General features: G+C 67.3%; 19 protein-coding genes. 10 read left to right on the forward strand and 9 right to left on the reverse strand.

The window, feature by feature from the left end; translation table 11 throughout:
- Positions 1-198: 198 nt before the first annotated feature.
- Positions 199-1,905, reverse strand: coding sequence for a potassium/proton antiporter (locus ETC07_RS01455; protein ID WP_136246730.1), 1,707 nt, complete (start codon positions 1,903-1,905; stop codon positions 199-201).
- Positions 1,906-2,077: 172 nt separating this feature from the next.
- On the opposite strand from ETC07_RS01455, the gene ETC07_RS01460 reads away from it, so the two are divergent.
- The gene (locus tag ETC07_RS01460; protein WP_136246731.1) at positions 2,078-3,256 is read left to right on the forward strand and encodes an ABC transporter substrate-binding protein; all 1,179 of its coding nucleotides are present in this window, start codon (positions 2,078-2,080) and stop codon (positions 3,254-3,256) included.
- A 5-nt stretch (positions 3,257-3,261) separates the two neighbouring features.
- Here ETC07_RS01460 and ETC07_RS01465 read toward each other — a convergent pair whose 3' ends face one another.
- From ETC07_RS01465 to ETC07_RS01475, 3 genes are all read right to left on the reverse strand, one after another.
- Complete coding sequence (locus ETC07_RS01465) at positions 3,262-4,038, reverse strand: alpha/beta fold hydrolase (RefSeq protein WP_136246732.1); 777 nt, start codon at positions 4,036-4,038, stop codon at positions 3,262-3,264.
- A gap of 18 nt (positions 4,039-4,056) precedes the next feature.
- A complete protein-coding gene (locus ETC07_RS01470; RefSeq protein WP_136246733.1) occupies positions 4,057-4,731 on the reverse strand; it encodes a 7-cyano-7-deazaguanine/7-aminomethyl-7-deazaguanine transporter in 675 nt (224 codons plus the stop codon).
- A 124-nt stretch (positions 4,732-4,855) separates the two neighbouring features.
- Positions 4,856-6,766, reverse strand: a complete 1,911-nt coding sequence (locus ETC07_RS01475; RefSeq protein ID WP_136246734.1) for an AMP-binding protein — start codon at positions 6,764-6,766, stop codon at positions 4,856-4,858.
- 312 nt (positions 6,767-7,078) lie between these two features.
- On the opposite strand from ETC07_RS01475, the gene ETC07_RS01480 reads away from it, so the two are divergent.
- On the forward strand, positions 7,079-7,405 hold the full coding sequence (locus tag ETC07_RS01480; RefSeq protein ID WP_136246735.1) for an ArsR/SmtB family transcription factor: 327 nt from the start codon (positions 7,079-7,081) through the stop codon (positions 7,403-7,405).
- Positions 7,406-7,410: 5 nt separating this feature from the next.
- Here ETC07_RS01480 and sohB read toward each other — a convergent pair whose 3' ends face one another.
- Entirely contained in the window at positions 7,411-8,448 is a 1,038-nt protein-coding gene (gene sohB / locus ETC07_RS01485; protein ID WP_136246736.1) for a protease SohB, read from the reverse strand.
- A 148-nt stretch (positions 8,449-8,596) separates the two neighbouring features.
- Between sohB and ETC07_RS01490 the strand changes: the two genes are divergently transcribed.
- Entirely contained in the window at positions 8,597-8,908 is a 312-nt protein-coding gene (locus ETC07_RS01490; protein ID WP_136246737.1) for an SCP2 sterol-binding domain-containing protein, read from the forward strand.
- A 50-nt stretch (positions 8,909-8,958) separates the two neighbouring features.
- On the opposite strand, the gene nudC is transcribed toward ETC07_RS01490, so the two are convergent.
- The 4 genes from nudC to ETC07_RS01510 are packed head-to-tail and all read right to left on the reverse strand — an operon-like array spanning position 8,959 to position 11,767.
- Positions 8,959-9,732 (reverse strand): NAD(+) diphosphatase, encoded by a 774-nt coding sequence (gene nudC, locus ETC07_RS01495; protein ID WP_136246738.1) that lies wholly within the window; start codon positions 9,730-9,732, stop codon positions 8,959-8,961.
- A complete protein-coding gene (gene dnaQ, locus ETC07_RS01500; RefSeq protein ID WP_136246739.1) occupies positions 9,732-10,490 on the reverse strand; it encodes a DNA polymerase III subunit epsilon in 759 nt (252 codons plus the stop codon). Before dnaQ ends, nudC begins: the two co-directional genes overlap by 1 nt.
- A gap of 42 nt (positions 10,491-10,532) precedes the next feature.
- Positions 10,533-11,003, reverse strand: a complete 471-nt coding sequence (rnhA, locus tag ETC07_RS01505; RefSeq protein WP_136246740.1) for a ribonuclease HI — start codon at positions 11,001-11,003, stop codon at positions 10,533-10,535.
- Positions 11,000-11,767 carry a class I SAM-dependent methyltransferase gene (locus ETC07_RS01510; protein WP_168709142.1) on the reverse strand — a complete coding sequence of 256 codons (768 nt, stop codon included), beginning with the start codon at positions 11,765-11,767 and terminating at the stop codon, positions 11,000-11,002. Before ETC07_RS01510 ends, rnhA begins: the two co-directional genes overlap by 4 nt.
- A 104-nt stretch (positions 11,768-11,871) precedes the next feature.
- Between ETC07_RS01510 and gloB the strand changes: the two genes are divergently transcribed.
- The 7 genes from gloB (at position 11,872) to ETC07_RS01545 (ending at position 20,694) form a co-directional block, all read left to right on the forward strand.
- On the forward strand, positions 11,872-12,639 hold the full coding sequence (gene gloB / locus ETC07_RS01515) for a hydroxyacylglutathione hydrolase (RefSeq protein WP_136246741.1): 768 nt from the start codon (positions 11,872-11,874) through the stop codon (positions 12,637-12,639).
- 68 nt (positions 12,640-12,707) lie between these two features.
- Positions 12,708-13,898 (forward strand): transglycosylase SLT domain-containing protein, encoded by a 1,191-nt coding sequence (locus tag ETC07_RS01520; protein WP_136246742.1) that lies wholly within the window; start codon positions 12,708-12,710, stop codon positions 13,896-13,898.
- Between the two features lie 44 nt (positions 13,899-13,942).
- Positions 13,943-15,760: an extracellular solute-binding protein gene (locus tag ETC07_RS01525; RefSeq protein WP_136246743.1), complete on the forward strand. Its 1,818-nt coding sequence runs from the start codon at positions 13,943-13,945 to the stop codon at positions 15,758-15,760.
- A 70-nt stretch (positions 15,761-15,830) separates the two neighbouring features.
- Positions 15,831-16,904: a microcin C ABC transporter permease YejB gene (locus ETC07_RS01530; protein WP_136246744.1), complete on the forward strand. Its 1,074-nt coding sequence runs from the start codon at positions 15,831-15,833 to the stop codon at positions 16,902-16,904.
- A 2-nt stretch (positions 16,905-16,906) separates the two neighbouring features.
- Positions 16,907-17,965 carry an ABC transporter permease gene (locus ETC07_RS01535; protein ID WP_136246745.1) on the forward strand — a complete coding sequence of 353 codons (1,059 nt, stop codon included), beginning with the start codon at positions 16,907-16,909 and terminating at the stop codon, positions 17,963-17,965.
- The gene (locus tag ETC07_RS01540; protein ID WP_136246746.1) at positions 17,958-19,547 is read left to right on the forward strand and encodes an ABC transporter ATP-binding protein; all 1,590 of its coding nucleotides are present in this window, start codon (positions 17,958-17,960) and stop codon (positions 19,545-19,547) included. Before ETC07_RS01535 ends, ETC07_RS01540 begins: the two co-directional genes overlap by 8 nt.
- A gap of 250 nt (positions 19,548-19,797) precedes the next feature.
- Complete coding sequence (locus tag ETC07_RS01545; RefSeq protein ID WP_136246747.1) at positions 19,798-20,694, forward strand: dihydrodipicolinate synthase family protein; 897 nt, start codon at positions 19,798-19,800, stop codon at positions 20,692-20,694.
- Positions 20,695-20,740: the final 46 nt, after the last annotated feature.

The raw sequence follows: 20,740 nt of genomic DNA on the forward strand, positions 1-20,740 counted from the left end.
TCACTTCGCATCATCGTGGTCATGCGACCCCGACGGTCATTATGACACCCTCACCCAAGGCCCCACACGTACGATCGTAAGGGATCCCTGAGCGGCGATCCACACCCGACCTCGAGCCTGGACGGTGTCTTTGTCGTGGTGCACCGAGCATCGCATCTCGATAGCCGACGGCCCATCGGCGATATGCCTGGCATGGCTTCAGTAGAGCCGCAGACCTACCCGCGTCACCCGGTTGCCATCCATCTCATTGACCACCCAGTGAATGCCGTGCCAATCGACGTCGTCGCCCACCACCGGGTGGCCACCGACGCGCAACGAGATGAAGTCGGCAAGCGTCATCTCCTCCTCACCGGGGCTCAACGTGAGGCCATAGGCATCGGCAATATCACCCAGCGGGGCATCGCCATTGAAGTTGAAGGCGCCGAAGAAGGCACGCTCCCGCTTGAGGGTGGCATCGCCATTGAACAACCGGTTGAGCGCCGGAAGATCGTCGCTGCGGCCGATCACACACAGCACGTCGCCGCGCTGTAACTGGGTGCCCCCCTTGGGATGCAGCATCACCTCGTCGCGGAACAACGACGCGATCATCGCCCCGGAGGGGAAGCGCAGCAGCCGTAGTGGCACATTCTCGAGGTCGGTGCTCTCCACTCGATAGGTGAACATCTCATAGTCGTTGTCGTGCTGAATGCCCAGCGGGCCACGCCGCTTGGGTGTCACGCTCGGCGGTAGCTGGACCTTCAACCGGCGCGCCATCCACGGCAGGGAGCCCCCCTGGATCAACAACGAGAGCAGCACCACCGCGAAGGCCACATTGAAGTAGAGCGCGGAATTCTCGACCCCGCCGATGACCGGGAAGATCGCCAGCACGATCGGTACCGCGCCACGCAGCCCGACCCAGGCGATGAACCCCACCTCGCGCCAGCGGAAGCGGAAGAAGGGCTTGATGGCGACCACCACCGCCAGCGGACGCGCGACGAAGATCAGCGCCAGGGCGACTACCGCGGCCGGCAGTGCATAGACCATCATCTCACTGGGATTCACCAGCAGCCCCAGCACCAGGAACAAGCCGATCTGGCTGAGCCAGGCCAGACCATCGTGGACCGGCAGGATGAAGTTGAGGTGCCGCCCCGGCCGGTTGCCGATCATCAGGCCGGTCAGATAGATGGCCAGGAAACCGCTGCCTCCCAGGGCACTGGTCAGCCCGAAGACGCAGAAACCGAGCGCCAGCGCCAGCAACGAATAAAGCCCCGGCGCCAGATCGAGCCAGGCGATCAAGCGGGCGATCAACCAGCCGGCCCCTAGCCCCAGCGCGATGCCGATGCCGAATTGCTGGAGGAAGAACAACGCGGTCTCGAGCCAGCCTCCGATGTCTCCGACCAGTACTTCTACCAGCATCAGCGTCAAGAAGATCGCCATGGGGTCGTTGGTGCCCGACTCGATCTCCAGGGACGCCCCGACCCGCTCGTTGAGATTGATACCACGCCCGCCGAGCATCGAGAATACCGCCGCCGCATCCGTGGAGCCGACGATGGCACCTACCAGCAGGCCCTGGACCAGGCTCAGCCCGAATACCCACATGGCGATCACCCCGACCATGGCGCTGGTCACGAACACACCCAGGGTGGCCAGCGACAAGGCCGGCTTGAAACCGACCCGAAAAGTCTTCAGACGGGTGCGCAGGCCGCCGTCGAGCAGGATCATCGCCAGCGCCAGGTGGCCGATGAGGAAGGCCAACGAATAGTCGTCGAACACGATGCCGAGCACACCCTCTTCGCCCGCCAGCATGCCAAGCCCCAGGAAGAGCAGCAGCAGCGGAACGCCTACCAGCGTGGAAAGGCGGCTGGCCAGCACGCTCAGCGCGATCAGAAAGCCACTGAGCAGAAAGAGGGTATTGATCGTATCCATGGCATCCTGCCCCAGAAAAGTCGTTCCAGTATCTCATGGTGAGTCAACACCCGCGACAATCCGCGCCACGTTGACCGCCACGCTGGTCATGTGGGACCCGGGGTCGATAGACTAGCCACGTCTTTCCCCTTGCCCGGGCCGCATCGCCCCGGGCATCGCTGGAGCCGCCGACATGCTGTCACCCTTCCATCGCCGGGTCCGCTCGCCCGCCTGGACCACGCTGACCCTGGCCATCGGCCTGCCGCTGTGGTCCCTGGCCGGGCAAGCCGACCCGGCGCCCCCCGAGGCGGACTATCCACCGCTCGGCACCCAGGTCATGGTCCCCGACCTGGTCCTCACGCCGACCGCCGCACCGGGCGAGGATGCGCTGGAGGCCTTCGAGGGCCGCCGCGGCGGGCCATCCGTGGATACACCGACGCGCCCTACGGCCCCGGCCGTGGCCGTGGGGCCCGTCGAGCCCATCGCGCCGCCGCCGGTCACCCGGCTCTCGCTGATGCTCGACTGGTATCCGAGCCCCCGCCATGCGGCGCTGTTCGTGGCTCGTGAACGGAAGCTGTTCGCCGAACGCGGCCTGGACGTGGAGCTGCGCACCCCCGCCGACCCCGATGTGCCTACTAAACTGCTGGCGGCCTCGCGGATCGATCTGGCCTTGACGCGCCAACCGCTGCTGCACCTGAGGGTCGACCAGGGAGAACCGCTGGTGCGCGTGGCCACGCTGGTCGGGCTGCCGCTCGCCTCGCTGGTGGTCGACGACGACATTGGCCTCGATGACCTGGCGGGGCGACGCATCGGTCACGTCGACCTGGACGCCGAGGCCGTGCTGCTGGCCGGGCTACTGCATCACCAGGCCCTGGACCGCGATGCCCTGGACAGCCCCGATCTACACTTCCGGCTCGAGCAGGCCATGCGCGAAGGGCGCGTGGATGGCGTGATCGGCGCCGTGCGCTACCTGCTGCCGCGCGCCCTGGCCGACGACGGCATCTCGACACGCACCTACACCACCGAGGCCATGGGCGTGCCCCGCTATGACGGCCTGATCCTGGTGGCCAACCGCGACCATCTCACCACCCAGCGCGAGGCCATCGCGCGGCTGGTGGAGGCCCTGGAGGACGCCACGGCCTGGATCGTCGAGCACCCCGAGGCGAGCTGGGAGCTACTGGTCCAGGCCGAGCCGACGCTCGACACCCCGACCAATCGCGCGGCCTGGCCCGATGCCATGACGCGCCTGAGCCTGGCACCGGCGGCCCTGCACGCCCAGCGCTACGCCGACTTCGAGCGTTTCCTGGTCGACCGGCACCTGGTTAAGGCGCCCACCCCGGTCGAGCGTCTCGCCATCGACCCCAATCGCTGAACCGTTCAGTCGGCCTGGCGCGCCAGGAAATCATTGACCACGCCCTGGAACTCCTCCGGCCGCTCGGCATGCAGCCAGTGGCCGGCATCCAGGGTCGCCAGCTCGGCCTGCGGTAGCACCTCGTGCAGCCCCGACAGCATGGCATCGGTCACGTAAGGCGAACGACCGCCGCGCACCACCAGCGTCGGCCCCGCGAAGCTGCCTTCGCCATCCGGCGCTCCGCTGATCGCCGCATAACCATCGCGGATCTCGTCCAGGCCGACACGCACCGTCATCGCTCCTTCGTCGCGCACCAGGTTGGTGGCCAGGAACAGCCGCGTGGTGCGGTTGTCGATCCTCTCGGCCATCAGCGCATCGGCCTCGCGACGCCCGGCCGGGCGCGCCTCACGGACGCGCCTCAAGGCCCCGAGCTCGTCGTCATGCCCGTGCCCGTAGGCCTGGGGGGCGACATCCACAACGATCAGCGAAGCCAGCCGCTCTGGTGCCAGACGCGCCAGGGTCATCGCCACCTTGCCGCCCATGGAGTGGCCCAGCACATGGGCTCGGGGCACCTCCAGCCGGTCCAGCAGCGCGAGCACATCCCGCGCCATATCGGCGTAGGCCATGCCGGGCGCATGCGGTGAGCGACCGTGGTTGCGTAGGTCCAGCCCGATCACCCGCCGCCGTTCCTGCCACTGCTTGATGTGCGAGCGCCAGTTGTCGGCGCTGCCCAGCAGGCCATGGATCACCACCAGCGGCGTACCATCGCCGCCGGTGTCGAGATGATGGAGAGCGAGGGTCATCGTGAGCTCCTTGTCGGTTTAACGGGCCTGCTCCGGGGCCAGGTCATGCTCTCCGGTCAGGGTGACCAGCCGGCGTGTCAGCCAGCCCAGCAGCACGCCATAGAGCGGCAGGAAGAAGGCCAGGCTGATGCCCAGCTTGATGGCATAATCCACCCAGGCGATCTCCGGCCAATGACTGGCCATGAAGGCATCGGGCCCACGGTGGAAGGCAATCGAGAAGAAGGCGAAGGTATCGGCCAGGTTGCCGAACAGGGTCGACATCGCCGGCGCCACCCACCAGGCCTTGAGCCGGCGCAGGCGATCGAAGACGGTGACGTCGAGTAACTGGCCGAGCACATAGGCCATGAAGCTGGCCAGCGCGATACGCGTCACGAACAGGTTCCATTCTCCCAACGCCTCGAGGCCGGCGAAGCCCCCCCGCGGGAACACCACCGAGACGACATAGGAGATCACCAGCGCCGGGAACATCACCCGCAGGATGATGGCGCGTGCCGGTTCCTTGCCGAACAACCGCACGGTCAGGTCGGTCGCCAGGAAGATGAAGGGGAAGCTGAAGGCCCCCCAGGTGGTATGCATCCCGAACAGGCTGAAGGGCAGCTGGACCAGATAATTGCTGGCCGTGATGACGGCGATATGGAAGGCGACCAGCCACATCAGGCAGCGGCGAGTCTGGGCGGCGGAAAGCGTGAACATCAGACACCTTTTTGGGCAGGAGGGGTGAGGGAACCCTCATCGAATGGCGTGCCGGCGCACCGGCGAACGGTCGCGGATTATACGCGCCCGCCCGCCCGCGGCCAACTCCATCCCGGGAACCGCCCTACTGTTGTCGTGCCTGATCGGCGTGACCCAGCGCACGGGCCGCCATGGCCTCTTGCACGTCGACGAGGCTGGCGGGATCGTCGATGGTCGAGGGCACCCCGAACGCCGCGCCGTCGGCGATATCGCGCAGCAGCTTGCGCAGGATCTTGCCGGAACGGGTCTTGGGCAGACGCTCCACCACCAGCACCTGCTTCAGGCAGGCCACCGGTCCGATGGCCTCGCGCACCCGCTCGACCAGCTCGCGCTCCAGCGTCACCTCGTCGCCGTCGAAACCGTCCTTGGGAATCACCAGCCCGACCGGCACCTGACCCTTCAGGGCATCGTGGATGCCGATCACCGTGCACTCGGCCACCGCCGGATGACCGCCCACCACTTCCTCCATCTCGCCGGTCGACAAGCGGTGACCGGCGACGTTGATGACATCATCGCTGCGCCCCATGACGAACAGGTAGCCGTCGTGGTCCAGATAACCCGCGTCACCGGTCAGGTAATAGCCAGGCCGGGCCCTCATGTAGGCGGCCTGGAAGCGCTCGGGATCGCGCCAGATACCGGTCAGGCATCCCGGTGGCAACGGCTGGGCGATCATCACGCTGCCCTGCTCCAGGGGCGGCGCTTCCTGTCCCTGACGATCGAGGACATGCACATCGAAACCCGGCACCGGCACGGTCGCCGACCCCGCCTTGGCCGGCATCGGCTCCAGTCCCAGCGGATTGGCGGCGATCGGCCAGCCGGTCTCGGTCTGCCACCAGTGGTCGACCACCGGCACGTCCAGCATCCCCTGCAGCCAGTGGAAGGTCGGCGGGTCGAGCCGCTCCCCGGCCAGGAACAGCGCCTTCAGCGAGGAGATGTCATGTTCGTGCCGATGCGCGCCCTCCGGGTCCTCCTTCTTGAGGGCACGGAAGGCGGTGGGCGCGGCGAAGAAGGCCTTGACCCGGTACTCGGCGATCAACCGCCAGAAGGCGCCGGCATCCGGCGTACGCACCGGCTTGCCCTCGTAGACCAGCGTGGTACAGCCCCGCAACAGCGGTCCGTAGACGATATAGGAATGCCCGACGACCCAGCCCACGTCCGAGGCCGAGAAGAACACCTCGCCCGGTGCCATGTCGTAGATCGCCTCCATCGAATAATGCAGCGCCACGCCATAGCCACCGGTATCGCGTACCACGCCCTTGGGCTTGCCGGTGGTGCCGGAGGTGTGGAGCACATAGAGGGGATCGGTGGCCTTGACCGGTACACACTCGGCCGGCGCGGCAGCGGCTTCCAGCGCCGCCCAATCATGATCGCCTACACCGAGCTCTGCGCGACACGGCTCGCGCTGCCATATCACGCAGGCCTCGGGCCGGTGAGCACTCTGCTCGAGGGCCGCCTGCACGATGGGCTGATAGGGCAGCACCCGATCGACCTCGATCCCGCAGGACGCCGCGATCACGACCCGGGGTTCGGCGTCGTCGATGCGCGCCGCCAGTTCGCGCGGCGCGAAGCCGCCGAAGACCACCGAGTGCACCGCCCCCAGGCGGGCGCAGGCCAGCATCGCGATAGGCGCCTCAGGCACCATCGGCAGGTAGATGATCACCCGGTCGCCCTTCTCGACCCCGAGATCGCGTAGCGCCCCGGCGAAGCGCGCCACGCGATCACGCAACTGGGCATAGCTGAACCGCTGCTTGCCCCCGCTGACCGGCGAATCCCACAACAGGGCGTCCTGATCGCCACGACCCTGCTCGATATGATGATCGAGGGCCGCATGGCAAAGATTGAGCTCGCCATCCACGTACCAGCGAGCGTGTCCCTGATCGTCATACGCAAGAATCCGGCGTGGCGCGGTGATCCAGGGCAGGCGCCACGCCTGGGCCGCCCAGAATGCCTCGGGATGTGCGATGGAATGTCGGTAGTCGCTTCGATAGGTGGACATGGGGCCTGCCTGTTCAGTGGATGTCGCCATGCTGGTTGACACACTAGAACAGCCCCATGCCGAGGGCCTCATTCGAAGGGCGGAACTTCGACAAATGGACGTGCCACCGGGAGACATGGTCGACAAGCGACACAGAAAATCGGCACCGCACCATGGCGATGCCCACACTGAACTATTATTGAGTCATGACTGATTCAGAAAAGACGGGCGGCACCGAGCCATCGCCACGATGACGCCCCGCCAGGGAACATGGGCTTGCCATGGCAAGGAACGACCACCAGCCGTGCCGACGCCACGAGAGGGTGATGCATCATGAAGACTTCACAAAGCCAGGCAGCGTGCCTGATGCAGGGGGGAAACCTCGCTATCGACCAGGCCAGCGCCCTGCTCAAGGCAATGGCCAACGATAACCGGCTACGGATCCTGTGCCTGCTCGACGAGCAGGAGCTGTCGGTCACCGAACTCAATCACCAGCTGGCGCTGAGCCAGTCCGCGCTCTCTCAACACCTGGCCATCCTGAGGCGCGAGGAGCTGGTGAAGACACGCCGGGCATCCCAGACCATCTACTATTCGCTCAACGGCGAACGAGCGCGAATCCTGCTGGCGGCACTCGCCAGCCTGAAGGGCCCCGGCGGCTGAATCATTCAGCGTTTCTGCCAGCCGCCCGCCTCGAGGCGTTCGACGACCCGCTCGACGCCACGCTCCACACCATGGGAGACCGCCAGCCCCAGCCGCGCGATGAGCGGCTGGCGGCGTTCCAGACGCAACGCCACCACCCGAGCCTCCTTCATGCGCTCGACGAGCAACGCCTCGCTGGTGCCCAGCTCATCGGCCAGCCCCCGCGACAGCGCCTGCTGGCCATACCAGCTCTCGCCGGTGGCCACCGCCTCGATGTCCAGCGTCGGACGACGCTCGGCCACATAGTGCTTGAACAGGCCGTGCACGGTCTCCAAGTCCTCCTGAAACTTCTCTCGCCCCTCGGCGGTATTCTCGCCGAGCATCGTCAGGGTTCGCTTGTAGCGTCCCGCCGTCAGCACCTCCACATCGATGTCGTGGCGCTTGAGCAGTCGATGCAGGTTCGGGACCTGCGCGACCACCCCGATCGACCCCAGCACCGCGAAGGGCGCCACCCTCAGTCGATCGGCGCAGCAGGCCATCAGGTAACCGCCACTGGCCGCCACCTGGTCGACGCAGACCGTGGTGTAAAGCCCCGCCTGGCGCAGGCGATCGAGCTCGGCGGCGGCATGTCCGTAGGCATGCACCAGCCCGCCGGGCGACTCCAGGCGCACCACGACTTCGTCCTGCTCACCGGCCACATCCAGCACCGCCGAGATCTCCTCGGCGAAACGCCCGGTGGCGCTGGCCTTCAGGTCACCCTGGAAATCCAGCACCCAGACCGTCGCGGCGGCCTCGCCAGCATCGGGCTGGCGCTTGCCGCGCGTCTTGTCATCGCGTCGGAAGGCCTTCTGCAGCCGCTTGCGTGCACCAGGCTCGCTGGCCGCCAGCTGCAGCCGTCGGCGACGCCGCCGGCGGCCACCATTGAGCTCCTCGAGCTTCAGGCGGACGCCCTCGTGCTCGCCGCCGCGCGCCCGCAACACCACCAGCACGCCCAGGGTCACGATGACGATGATCGCCACCAGCTGGGCCAGGAACATGCCGAAATCCGTCAGCCATTCGTTCACCGCGTGTCTCTCCTTCGGGGGTAGGGGCTTCTCACTCTCGTCTTTCATCCTGCAAGGCGTCAGGCGCCGCGACAAGCCGGCCGACTTGATGGCATCGCCGCTTTTCCCTAATCTCGCGGCTCGAACCATCACCGCCGCGGAGGCCGCCATGTCCGACAATACCCTCGACAAGCTCCATGCTCGCTTCGACCCCGAGGCCGCCCGCGGCATGGATGAGGTCTTCCAGTTCCACTTCAGCGACGCCGGCGATTACCACCTGGTGGTGCGCGACGCCACGTTGGACGTCCAGGAAGGCGTCCATGAGGAGCCGTCGATCAGCCTGCGCCTGAGCACCGCGACCCTCAAGGGCGTGATGAACGGTGAGATCAGTGGCATGAATGCCTTCATGAGCGGCAAGCTCAAGGCCACCGGCAACGTCATGCTGGCCACCGAACTCGGCAAGCTGTTCCCCTACGGCTGAAGGCTCCGTGGCGCCGCCGGCAGGCAGGCGACACCACGCTACGCCGCCCGTCAGGGGCGCGCGCCGACCTCGGCGAGATGGGTATCGATCAGCGCTCGCGAGATCGAATAAGCCGGCGGCAGCTGGGGCAGTTGTCGCGGCGAGAACCAGGCGGCATCGCTGATCTCGTGGCCATCGATACGAATGCGTCGACTGGCCGCCTCGGCGAAATAGCCAAGCATCAGCGAATGCGGGAAGGGCCAGGCCTGGCTCTGGAAGTAACGCAGCCGCCCTACCGTCACGCCCACCTCCTCGAAGACCTCACGATGCACCGCCTGCTCGGCGGATTCGCCCGGCTCGATGAAACCGGCCAGGGTCGAGTAGCGCCTCGGCGGGAAACGCGAATTGCGCGCCAGCAACAGGGATTCGCCGTGGGTCACCAGGGTGATGATGCACGGCGAGATACGCGGATAGTTACGATGGCCACAGTGCCCGCAGCGCATGGCAAACTCATGGTCGAGCCGCGAGGCCGGGGCCCCGCAACTGCCGCAGAAGCGGTGATGACGCAGCCAGGCGCCTACCTGCAGCGCCGTGGAGACCAGCGCGAACCAGGACTCCGGTAGCCGCGCCAGCCACTCCCGACCCTCGAGCCAGTCATCCCCGGGGGTGTCCTCGACCGACAGCGCCACCGGCATGTCATGCCACCAGCACAACGGCTGCATGGCCGACGTCCAGGCCTGAGGCGTCTGCAACGGGCCGCCCTCCGGCCCCGGCGCGATCCGGCCGGCGGCCAGACGAATCACCCGCCCCGAGCCCTCCTCGTAGGGCAATTCGCGACGCAGCATCAGGGCGCCTCCCGACCCGGCCAACCCTCCAGCGTATCCCAGCGGCATTCACCGCCCGCCTCGCGCACGGTCGAGAGCTTGTCGCGATGGGCCTGCCACTCGGCGTCGTCCGGCGCCTGCACCTTGAGCGTGCCCGGCGTGAGCGCCACGCGGCGCACGTTCAGTCCGTCACCGGCCGCATCCTCTTGGCCGGCGCTGGCGCCGGCATCCAGCGACAGCGCGGTCTGGCCGCCGGTCATCGCCAGGTAGACGTCGGCCAGGATCTCGGCATCCAGCAAGGCGCCGTGCAGCACACGATGACCGTTGGCGATCTCGTAACGCTTGCACAACGCATCGAGGCTGTTGCGCTGGCCGGGGTGCTTGTCCCGCGCCAGCCGCAGGGTATCGAGGATACGGCAATGCTCGGCCACCGGGCCCAGGCGCGGTTCGCCGCGGGCCTGGTTGAGCATGCCCAGTTCATGGTCGATGAAGCCCACATCGAAAGGCGCATTATGGATCACCAGCTCCGCGCCCTCGATGAAGGCCCAGAACTCATCGGCGACTTGCCCGAACAGCGGCTCGTCGGCGACCCGCTCGTCGGTGATGCCGTGCACCCCTACCGCCTCGGCGTCGATGCTGCGCTGCGGATTGATGAACTGATGATAGGTGTTGCCGGTCAGCCGGCGATTGACCATCTCCACGGCGCCGATCTCGATCAGGCGATGGCCGTCACGAGGGTCGATGCCGGTAGTCTCGGTATCCAGGATGATCTGGCGCATGGGGGTACCTGTGGGTGTTCGGCGTGCTCTTGAAGGCGGGGCTCAGCCCCCCGCCTGCATCTCGTCGATGGCTTCGTTGGCCAAGGTGTCGGCGCGTTCGTTGCCGGGATGGCCACTGTGCCCCTTGACCCAGTGCCATTCGACACGATGACGCTGGGCCTCCTCGTGGAGGGCGCGCCACAACTCGGCGTTCTTGACCGGCTGCCGTGACGCGGTCTTCCAGCCTCGCTTGATCCAGCCATGGATCCACTCGGTGATGCCACGCCGCAGATATTCGGAGTCAGTCCACAGCTCGATCCGGCAAGGCCGGGTCAGCGCCTTCAGCGCCATGATGGCCGCCATCAGCTCCATGCGGTTATTGGTGGTCTTCTCTTCGGCACCCTTGAGCGGCTTCTCGTGAGGGCCGCTGCACAACAGCGCCCCCCAGCCACCCGGACCCGGGTTGCCACGGCAGGCGCCATCGGTATAGATCGTCACCTCGGGCAACGCCCCGGGCTGTGGTTGGTCTGTCACCCTCGATCACCCTCGTCGGTGGCGGACCGCCCCGAGACATGGCCAAGCGCCGAGCCGGCCAGCGGCGTCGGAAAGACCACCCGGCCACGCCTGGGCTGAGCCAGTTGGGACCGGCGCCGCGCATGAATCATGTAACTATCGCCGAGCGGCAGGTTATGCCGGCGCCCGAAGGTCTCGAGCCGCGCGTTACGCGCCAGGCCGCCGGGCAGACGAAAGCCGCAGTAGTCTACCCGCTGAGCCTCGAAGTCGACAAACGCCAGCCAGTCGGCGAGCCGCCCGGCGGTACGCCAGCGTCCCAGCCCGGGCAACTGACGTCGCCGCCCCGGTGAGCCGCGGCGCCAGCCACTGGGGCCCAGCGGGTGCCAGCCGAAGAGGATGAGGTGGCCATCATCGGCGGTGACCCGCGCGGCCTCCTGGAGCAGGCCATGAGGGTCCGGGGCGATCTCGAACAGGTGATGCACCACCACCAGGCTCAGGCAACCATCGGGCAGCGGCAGCGCCTCCAGGGGGCACACCAGGGTACTGTCGTCGGTGGCCAACTCCCGGGTCGGCGCCCAGCGCAACGCATGGCGTACCGGGCACATGTCGGCAAGCCGCGGCGCCAGCCCCAGCTCCATCCCATGCGTCCCGAACCAGCGTTCGCAGAGCGGCCCCAGGCAGGCCCGCTGGGCCTGCCACACGCCCTGCCCGGCGGCGCTCGCCCAGAAGCGACGCCCCTCGCGCACGCGCTGCGCCAGGTTCATCGCCTCCTGCGCATTTGACATGATCCGTTCATCTCTCCAGAGTACTCGATTTTGCAACGTCCCGATTCAAGGCGCCATCCGGTTGGATCGTCTGATCCGAGCCCGGCGCGAGGAACCCCGAACCCATGTTGAGCGTGACACCGATTACCGCCTTTCGCGACAACTATATCTGGATGCTACGTCAGGACACGAGTGCCGACGTCTGCGTGGTGGATCCCGGTGACGCCGCTCCGGTCATCGAGGCGCTGGAACGCGAAGGCCTGACCCTCGGCAGCATCCTCGTGACGCATCATCATGCGGACCATGTCGGCGGTTTGCCCGAGCTGATCAAGCGCTACGCGCCGCGGGTGATCGGCCCGCACAACTCAAACATCGAAGGCATCGACGAGCGCGTCGGTGACGGCGACGAGATTCGCGTGATCGGACGCCTGTTCGAGATCATCGAGGTCCCGGGGCACACCCTGGACCACATCGCCTTCTTCACTGCCGGCATCCCGCCGCTACTGTTCGGCGGCGACACGCTGTTCAGTGCCGGCTGTGGGCGTCTGTTCGAAGGAACCCCGGAACAGATGCACGCCTCACTGGCACGTTTCAAGACGCTGCCCGAGGATACCCTGGTGTTCGCGGCCCACGAGTACACCCTGGCGAACCTCGCCTTCGCCAAGGCCGCCGACCCCGACAACCCCGACATCGACAGCGCCGAGCAGGAATGCCGGCGAGCTCGGGAGCTCGAGCGCCCTACCCTGCCCAGCACCATCGCTCGGGAACGGCGCATCAATCCTTTCCTGCGCTGTGACGACGCCGGAGTGCGTCGGGCGGCCGCCCATCAGGGCGATACGGCCGATAGCGTGGCGACCTTCGCCACCCTGCGCGCCTGGAAAGACGACTTCTGAGACTCACCCCGCCCGGTGCACGCCCTGTCCCGTCGAGGCAGTACGACGTGCGCCCCGGAGGCCCCTGCATGACCTATCATACCTCGCGCCGACGACTCCTCGGGTTCGCCAGCACGCTCGCCATGGCCGGCGCCCTGATCGCCGGCGCCTACACCAAGGCATCGACCCTGCCCGCCGGCCAGCTGGCCTCCGACACACCGAGCTTCGCCCCCGTACACCGCGGCGAACCGGCAGGCCGCCGGACCTTCTGGAGCCACCTTCAGCTGCAGCAGGCCGACGCCTGGTCGCGCCTTCGCGACACCTTCCAATGGCAGGATCAGTGGCAGGATGGTGCCGGTCACGCCCGCGTTCAGCAGTGGATCGATACCTACAGCGCCAAGCCGCATAACATCGCCGAGATCGCCGAGCGTGCCCGCCCCTGGCTGGCCTGGATCCTCGAGCGAGTCGAGGCCCGCGACCTGCCCGGCGAGCTGGCCCTGGTGCCCTTCGTCGAGAGTTCCTTCGACCCCGAGGCCCGTAGCCACTTCGGTGCCGCCGGGCTATGGCAGATCATGCCGCGCACCGGCGACGCCCTGGGCCTGAACCGTTCCGGCAGCTGGGACGGCCGCCTCGACGTGGTGCGTTCCACGAAGGCCGCACTGGACTACATCGAGTATCAGGCCGACCAGTGGTACGAGGGCAACATTGAGCTCTCGCTGGCCGCCTACAATGCCGGCGCCGGCACCGTGAACCGCGCCCAGCGACGCGCCCTGGCCGGCGGTCAGCAAGGCCATTACTGGGATCTCGAGCTGCCCAACGAGACCATGGACTACGTGCCCAAGCTACTGGCCATCGCGGCGATCATCGGCGAGCCCGAACGTTACGGCGTCGAACTGCCCCGGATCGATGGCACCCCCGCCTTCGCCCGTGTGCCGGTCACCCGCACGCTGCGCCTCGGCGAGGCCGCCAGCCTGGCCGGCGTGCCGACCGGTGAGCTGGCCGCCCTGAACCCCGGCCTGCGTGGCGATACCGCCCGCCCCGGCCAGGTCGGTGAGCTGCTGGTTCCCGCCGACCGGGCCGAGCCGCTGCTCGCCGCCCTCGATAGCGATGCCGCGAGCGACGGTGCCATGAGCGATATCCATGTGGTACGGCGCGGCGACACCCTGTCCACCATCGCCTCCGAACACGCCGTGGCGGTCACCGACCTGGCGCGCTGGAACGGCATCGACAGCCCCAACGCTTTACAACCCGGCCAGCAGCTGACACTTTCCGGTAGTTGATGAGGGGGCCTTCGCCCCCTGACCTGGTACAAGGATGCTGACCGATGCGATCGTTCGTCCCGCTGATGGCGGTCCTGGCGGCGACCCCCGCCCTGGCCACCGCGCCGGCTGACGTGCCCACGCGACATGCCCTGGCGCTTTACGGCGATCCGGCGCTGCCGGCGGATTTTCAGCACTTCCGCCACGTCGATCCCGAGGCGCCGGTGGGGGGCACCCTGGCCCGTGGCGCCAACGGCAGCTTCGATTCGACCAACCCCTTCATCGCCCAGGGCACACCGGCCGCGGGCCTCAACGCCATCTACGATACCCTGATGGTCAGCAACCCCGATGAACCCTTCACCATGTACGGCCTGCTGGCCGAGGGTATCCGGCTCGATCCCGAGCGCCAGTGGATCGAGTTCGACATCGACCCCGACGCCCGCTTTCACGACGGCGAGCCGGTGACCGCCGCCGACGTGATCTTCAGCTTCGACACCCTCACCGCACAGGGCCAGCCCTTCTACGCCGCGTACTATGCCGACGTGCGTGATGTGCGGGCGATCGACGAGGACACCGTGCACTTCGACCTCGCCGACGGCGAGTCCCGGGAGCTGCCACTGATTCTCGGCCAGATACCCATCCTGCCGGCGCACTACTGGCAAGGCCGCGACTTCGATCAGCCGACCCGCGACGACCTGCTCGGCTCCGGCCCGTACCGCATCGCCCAGGTCGATCCCGGCCGACGCATCGTCTATGAACGCGTCGACGATTACTGGGGACGAGAACTCCCCGTCAACCGCGGCCGCCACAATATCGACCGCCTGGTCTACGACTACTATCGCGACCGGACGGTGGCGCTGGAGGCCTTCAAGGCCGGCAACCTCGACCTGCGCATCGGCTCCAGCGCCCGCCAGTGGGCCACCGCCTACGACTTCCCCGCCGCCAACGAGGGTTTCGTCCAGCGCCTGGCGGTGCCCGACGGCCAGCCGGCCGGCATGCAGGCCTACGTGATGAACCTGCGCCGCGCCAAGTTCCAAGACGTACGGGTCCGCGAGGCGCTCAACCTCGCCTTCGACTTCGAATGGCTCAACCAGCAGCTCTTCTACGGCGCCTACGAGCGCACCCAAAGCTACTTCGAGAGCTCCGAGATGGCCGCGCAAGGCCTGCCCGACGACGACGAGCTGGCCCTGCTTGCCCCCTATCGGGACGCACTGCCCGCGCGAGTGTTCGACGAGGCGCTGCCCATCGAGACGCCGGACGACATGCGTGCCCGCCTGCGCCAGGCGCTGAGCCTGCTCCATGAGGCCGGATACGAGAACCGTGACGACGGCACCCTGGTGAACGCCGAGACCGGCAAACCGCTGAGCCTCGAGGTGCTGCTGTACGACACCCAGTTCGAGCGCGTGGTGCAACCGCTGCTGCGCAACCTCGCGCGACTCGGCGTGCAGGGCGATATTCGGCTGGTCGACGTCAACCAGTATCTGAATCGGCTACGTCGCTTCGACTTCGACATCGTGGTGGGAAGCTTCCCCCAGTCGGCCAATCCGGGCAACGAGCAACGCGACTTCTGGGGCAGCGAGTACGCCGAGGCCCCACAGAGCCGCAACCTGATCGGGCTTGCCGACCCGGCGATCGACGCCCTGGTCGACGACTTGATCGCCGCCGACAACCGCGAGGCGCTCGACACCGCCGCCCAGGCCCTGGACCGGGTGCTGCGCTGGGGGTTCTACGTCATCCCCCAGTGGCACCTGGATAACACCCGTATCGCGATGTGGGACAAGTTCGGCTGGAAGGAGCCTTTCCCCGCGTACAACCTGGACCTCGACGCCTGGTGGGTGAAACCCGAGCGCGCCACCGAGGTAGAGGCCCGCCAGCACCGGTAACGGCCGTCGACGAAGGAGAGCCTCCCCGCGCTCCGACTCGACGACCGGCACAGACTGTTAAGGACACGCCGTGGCCGCCTATGTACTGCGCCGCCTGCTGCTGATGATCCCTACCCTGCTGGGGATCATGCTGCTCAACTTCCTGATCGTCCAGGCCGCCCCGGGCGGCCCCATCGACCAGTTACTGGCCCGCTTCGAGGGCATCTCGTCTCAGGCCAGCACCCGGCTCGAGGGCGGCGGCGGCGACAGCGTGGGAGGCGGCGAATCGCGCGGCGCCCGCGGCGTCCCCCAGGCCTACATCGACCGGCTGGAGACTCAGTTCGGCTTCGACGAGCCCGCCTACCAGCGCTTCTTCGGCATGCTCGTCGACTACGCCACCTTCGATCTCGGCGACAGCTTCATCCGCGGCGAGCCGGTCACCGCCCTGATGCTCGAGCGGCTACCGGTGTCGATCTCGCTGGGCCTCTGGACCACCCTGCTGGTCTATTGGGTCTCGATCCCGCTGGGCATCCGCAAGGCCCTGCGCCACGGCTCGCGTTTCGATGTCTGGAGCTCGGGGCTGGTGATCGTCGGCTACGCCATCCCTGGCTTCCTGTTCGCCATATTGCTGATCGTGTTGTTCGCCGGCGGCAGCTATTGGGACGTCTTCCCGCTGCGCGGCCTGACCTCGCCGGACTTCGGCGACCTCTCCGCCTGGGGCAAGGTCAAGGATTACTTCTGGCATATCAGCCTGCCGGTGCTGGCCTCGGCGATCGGCAGCTTCGCCACCCTCACCATGCTGACCAAGAACAGCTTCCTCGACGAGATCCACAAGCAATACGTGCTGACCGCCCGCGCCAAGGGTGCCAGCGACCGCCGCGTGCTCTACGGCCACGTCTTCCGCAACGCCATGCTGATCATCATCGCCGGGCTGCCCTCGGCACTGGTGGCGATCTTCTTCACCGGCTCGTTGCTGATCGAGGTGATCTTCTCGCTCGACGGCCTGGGCCTGCTGGGCTTCGAGGCGGTGATGCAACGCGATTACCCGGTGATCTTCGGCACGCTTTACCTCTACACCCTGATCGGGCTGATCCTGAAGCTGATCTCCGATTTGACCTATGTGTGGGTCGACCCCCGCATCGACTTCGCGACCCGGGAGTCCTGAGCATGGCGTTGACCGACCGCTTCTCCCCCATCGCCCGCCGCCGCCTGGCGGTGTTCCGCGGCAATCCCCGCGCCCGTGTCTCGCTGTGGGCGTTCCTGGCGCTGTTCGTGGTGAGCCTCGGCGCCGAGCTGGTGGCCAACGACACGCCGCTGCTGGTCCACTACCAGGGCGATTGGTACGCGCCGCTGGTGGTCGACTACCCGGACAGCGAGTTCGGGGGATTCTTGCCCACCCCCGCCGACTACCGCGATCCCTACACCCGCGAGGCGATCGAGGCCGACGGCTGGCTACTATGGCCGCCGATCCCGTTCTCCTACGACACCCTCGACCAGGCCCTCGATCATCCCGCGCCCTCGCCGCCCAGCGCCCGCCACTGGCTGGGCACCGATGACCAGGGCCGCGATGTGCTGGCCCGAGTGATCTACGGCTTCCGCCTGTCGGTGGTCTTCGCCCTGGTACTCACCGCGGGCTCACTGGCGCTCGGCGTGGTGATCGGCGGCGTGCAGGGCTACTTCGGTGGCAAGGTGGATCTGATCGGCCAGCGGCTGATCGAGATCTGGTCCGGCCTGCCGGTGTTGTTCCTGCTGATCATCCTGGCGAGCCTGGTCGAGCCCAACCTGTGGTGGCTGCTCGGCATCATGCTGCTATTCTCCTGGCTGGGGCTGGTCGACGTAGTGCGCGCCGAGTTCCTGCGCGCGCGCAACCTCGAGTACGTGCGCGCCGCCAAGGCCATGGGGCTACCCTCGCGGATCATCATGCGCCGCCATGTGCTGCCCAATGCCATGGTCGCCACCCTGACCTTCATTCCCTTCCTGTTCACCGGCGCCATCACCACCCTCACCGCCCTGGACTTCCTCGGCTTCGGCCTCCCGCCGGGCTCGCCGTCACTGGGCGAGCTGGTGGCCCAGGGCAAGAACAACCTCCAGGCACCGTGGCTCGGCATCACCGCCTTCCTGACGCTGGCAGTGATGCTGTCGCTGCTGGTGTTCATCGGCGAAGGCCTGCGCGACGCCTTCGATCCGCGACATATCCAGCACGCCACCGGGAGCCCCCATGAGTGACGACACGCTGCTGCGTCTCGAAGACCTGACCGTCACCTTCGACACGACCCCGGTGGTCGAGGACCTGTCGCTGACGGTACGCCGTGGCGAGACCCTGGCGCTGGTCGGCGAGTCGGGGTCCGGCAAGTCGGTCTCGGCGCTCGGCGCCCTGGGCCTGCTGCCACCGGACGCCCGCATCGGCGGCACGCGCCGCCTCGGCGACACCGATCTCGCCCGGCTGTCCGCTCGCGACTGGCGGGCGCTGCGCGGCGGCCAGGTCGGCTTCGTGTTTCAGGAACCCATGACCTCGCTGAACCCCCTGCATAGCGTGGCCAAGCAGATCGCCGAGACGCTGCGACTGCATCAGGGGCTCACCGGCAAGGCCGCGCGGCGACGCACCCGAGAGTTGCTCGAACAGGTGCGGCTACCACGCGCGGAGGAACTGCTCGACGCCTGGCCTCACCAGCTCTCGGGCGGGCAGCGGCAGCGGGTGATGATCGCCATGGCCATCGCCAACCATCCGCGACTGCTGATCGCCGACGAACCGACCACCGCGCTGGATGTCACCGTGCAACGCGAGATACTCGCGCTGCTCGCCGAGCTGCGCGACCGCCACGGCATGGGCATGCTGTTCATCACCCACGACCTCAACCTGGTGCGCCGCCACGCCGATCGCGTCTGCGTCATGCGTCACGGACACGCCCAGGAAACCGGCCCGGTGGAGCGCGTGTTCGCCGCCCCCGAGAGCCCCTACACCCGCGAACTGCTGGCCGCCGACCCCAGCGGTCGCCCCGCGCCGGTGCCCAAGCAGTCCCCACTGCTCGACGTTCGGCGGCTCGGCATCCGCTTCCCGCGGCCGAAGCCGCTGTTCGGGCGCCGCCCACCGGCCTTCGAGGCGGTCAAGCCACTGGACCTGACCCTCGCCCCGGGCGAGACGCTAGGCATCGTCGGCGAGTCCGGTTCCGGCAAGACCACCCTGGCGCTGGCGCTGCTGCGCCTCCAGCAGAGTGACGGTGAGATCACCTTTGCCGGCGAACGCCTCGACCGCCTGCACGGCGAGGCCCTGCGCCGGCGGCGACGGCGCTTCCAGGTGGTATTCCAGGATCCCTATGGTTCGCTGTCGCCGCGCCTGCCGGTGGCGGAGATCGTCAGTGAAGGGCTGCGCTTTCATCATCCGGAACTGGATGCTGCCGAGGTGTCGCGCCGCGTGCGCGAGACCCTGCGCGAGGTCGGCCTACCCGAAGAATGTGGCGCCCGCTACCCTCATGAGTTCTCGGGCGGCCAGCGCCAACGCATCGCCGTGGCTCGGGCGATCATCCTCGAGCCCTCGCTGCTGGTGCTCGACGAGCCGACCTCGGCGCTGGATCGCACCGTGCAGAAGCAGCTGGTCACCCTGCTGCGCGAACTCCAGCGTCAGCGCGGGATGAGCTACCTGTTCATCAGCCACGACCTCGCGGTGGTGCGCGCCATGGCCCATCGTCTTCTGGTGCTCAAGGATGGCGAGCTCATCGAGCAAGGCGACTGCGAGGCCGTGCTGACGAGGCCGCAGACGGCCTACACTCGCGGCCTGGTCGACGCTGCCGACCTCTCTCCTCAGGCCTGAAGACGATGATTCGCACAAGGCTGGTGTATATGGCGGGATGGCCAAGATAGATAACGGTATAAATGGCATGCCCGACCTCACACTACTCACGCGGACAAGCCGTCATCACGATGATACCGTTCCTCGATGGGGGGCTGCCCCAGCGGATGAGCGATGGCACGGCGTGCCCGGGCGGTCAGGTGGAACCCTCCAGGCCCAGAAACACACAAACAGCAGTTTTCCCCTTCCCATGACATAAGGATAAGCGGTCATGTTCTCCGGTCTCAGCGCCTTTCCCTTGACCCCCATGGATGAGAATGGCATCGACGAGGCGGCCTTCATCCGGCTCATCGAGCGCCTCGCAGAGGCAGGCGTCGATGCCATTGGCGTCCTGGGGTCGACGGGCTGCTATGCCTATCTCACGCGCGCCGAACGGGCACGTGTTGCGCGACTGGCGGTAAGGCACGCGGGCGACGTGCCGGTGATGGTCGGTATCGGCGCCCTGCGCACAGGCGATGTGCTGGCCCTGGCCGCAGATGCTCAAGACGCGGGAGCAAGCGGGGTGCTGCTAGCCCCTGTGTCGTACCAGAAGCTCACCAGCGATGAGGTCTTCGAGCTCTATGCCAGCGCCTCTCACGCCCTCTCCGTACCGCTATGCGTGTATGACAATCCCGGCACGACACATTTCACCTTCGACGACGAACTGTATGGGCGGGTCGCTCACCTTCCGAACGTACGCTCCATCAAGATCCCCGGTGTTCCGGCGACTCCCGAGGCCGCCAAGGCGCATATCGAGCGCCTGCGCGGGCTGCTTCCATCGCACGTGACGCTCGGCGTCAGCGGGGATGCCTTCGCCGCCACAGGGCTGAATGCCGGGTGCGAGGCCTGGTATTCGGTGATCGGGGGCCTGTTCCCCAGAACCGCGCTGGCCATCACCCGCGCCGCACAGGCCGGCGACAGGCACGAAGCCACGCGCCTGTCTGAACGCTTGCAACCGCTATGGTCATTGTTCCGCCAGCAGGGCGGCAGCCTGCGCGTCATCACGGCCGCCGCCGAATTGCAGGGGCTCGTCAAGCATCCCGCCCTCCCATTGCCGCTCAAGGCATTGGACGGAGCCAGCCGGCAACGGCTCGCCGTTGTGCTTGACGAACTTGAGCTGAGCCGATGAATCATGGAGAGGACAAGGCCGACTCACGATCCATGCTGAATCCGCC

This window comes from Halomonas borealis (assembly GCF_004798905.1).
In the GTDB taxonomy this organism is placed as follows: Bacteria; Pseudomonadota; Gammaproteobacteria; order Pseudomonadales; family Halomonadaceae; genus Halomonas; species Halomonas borealis.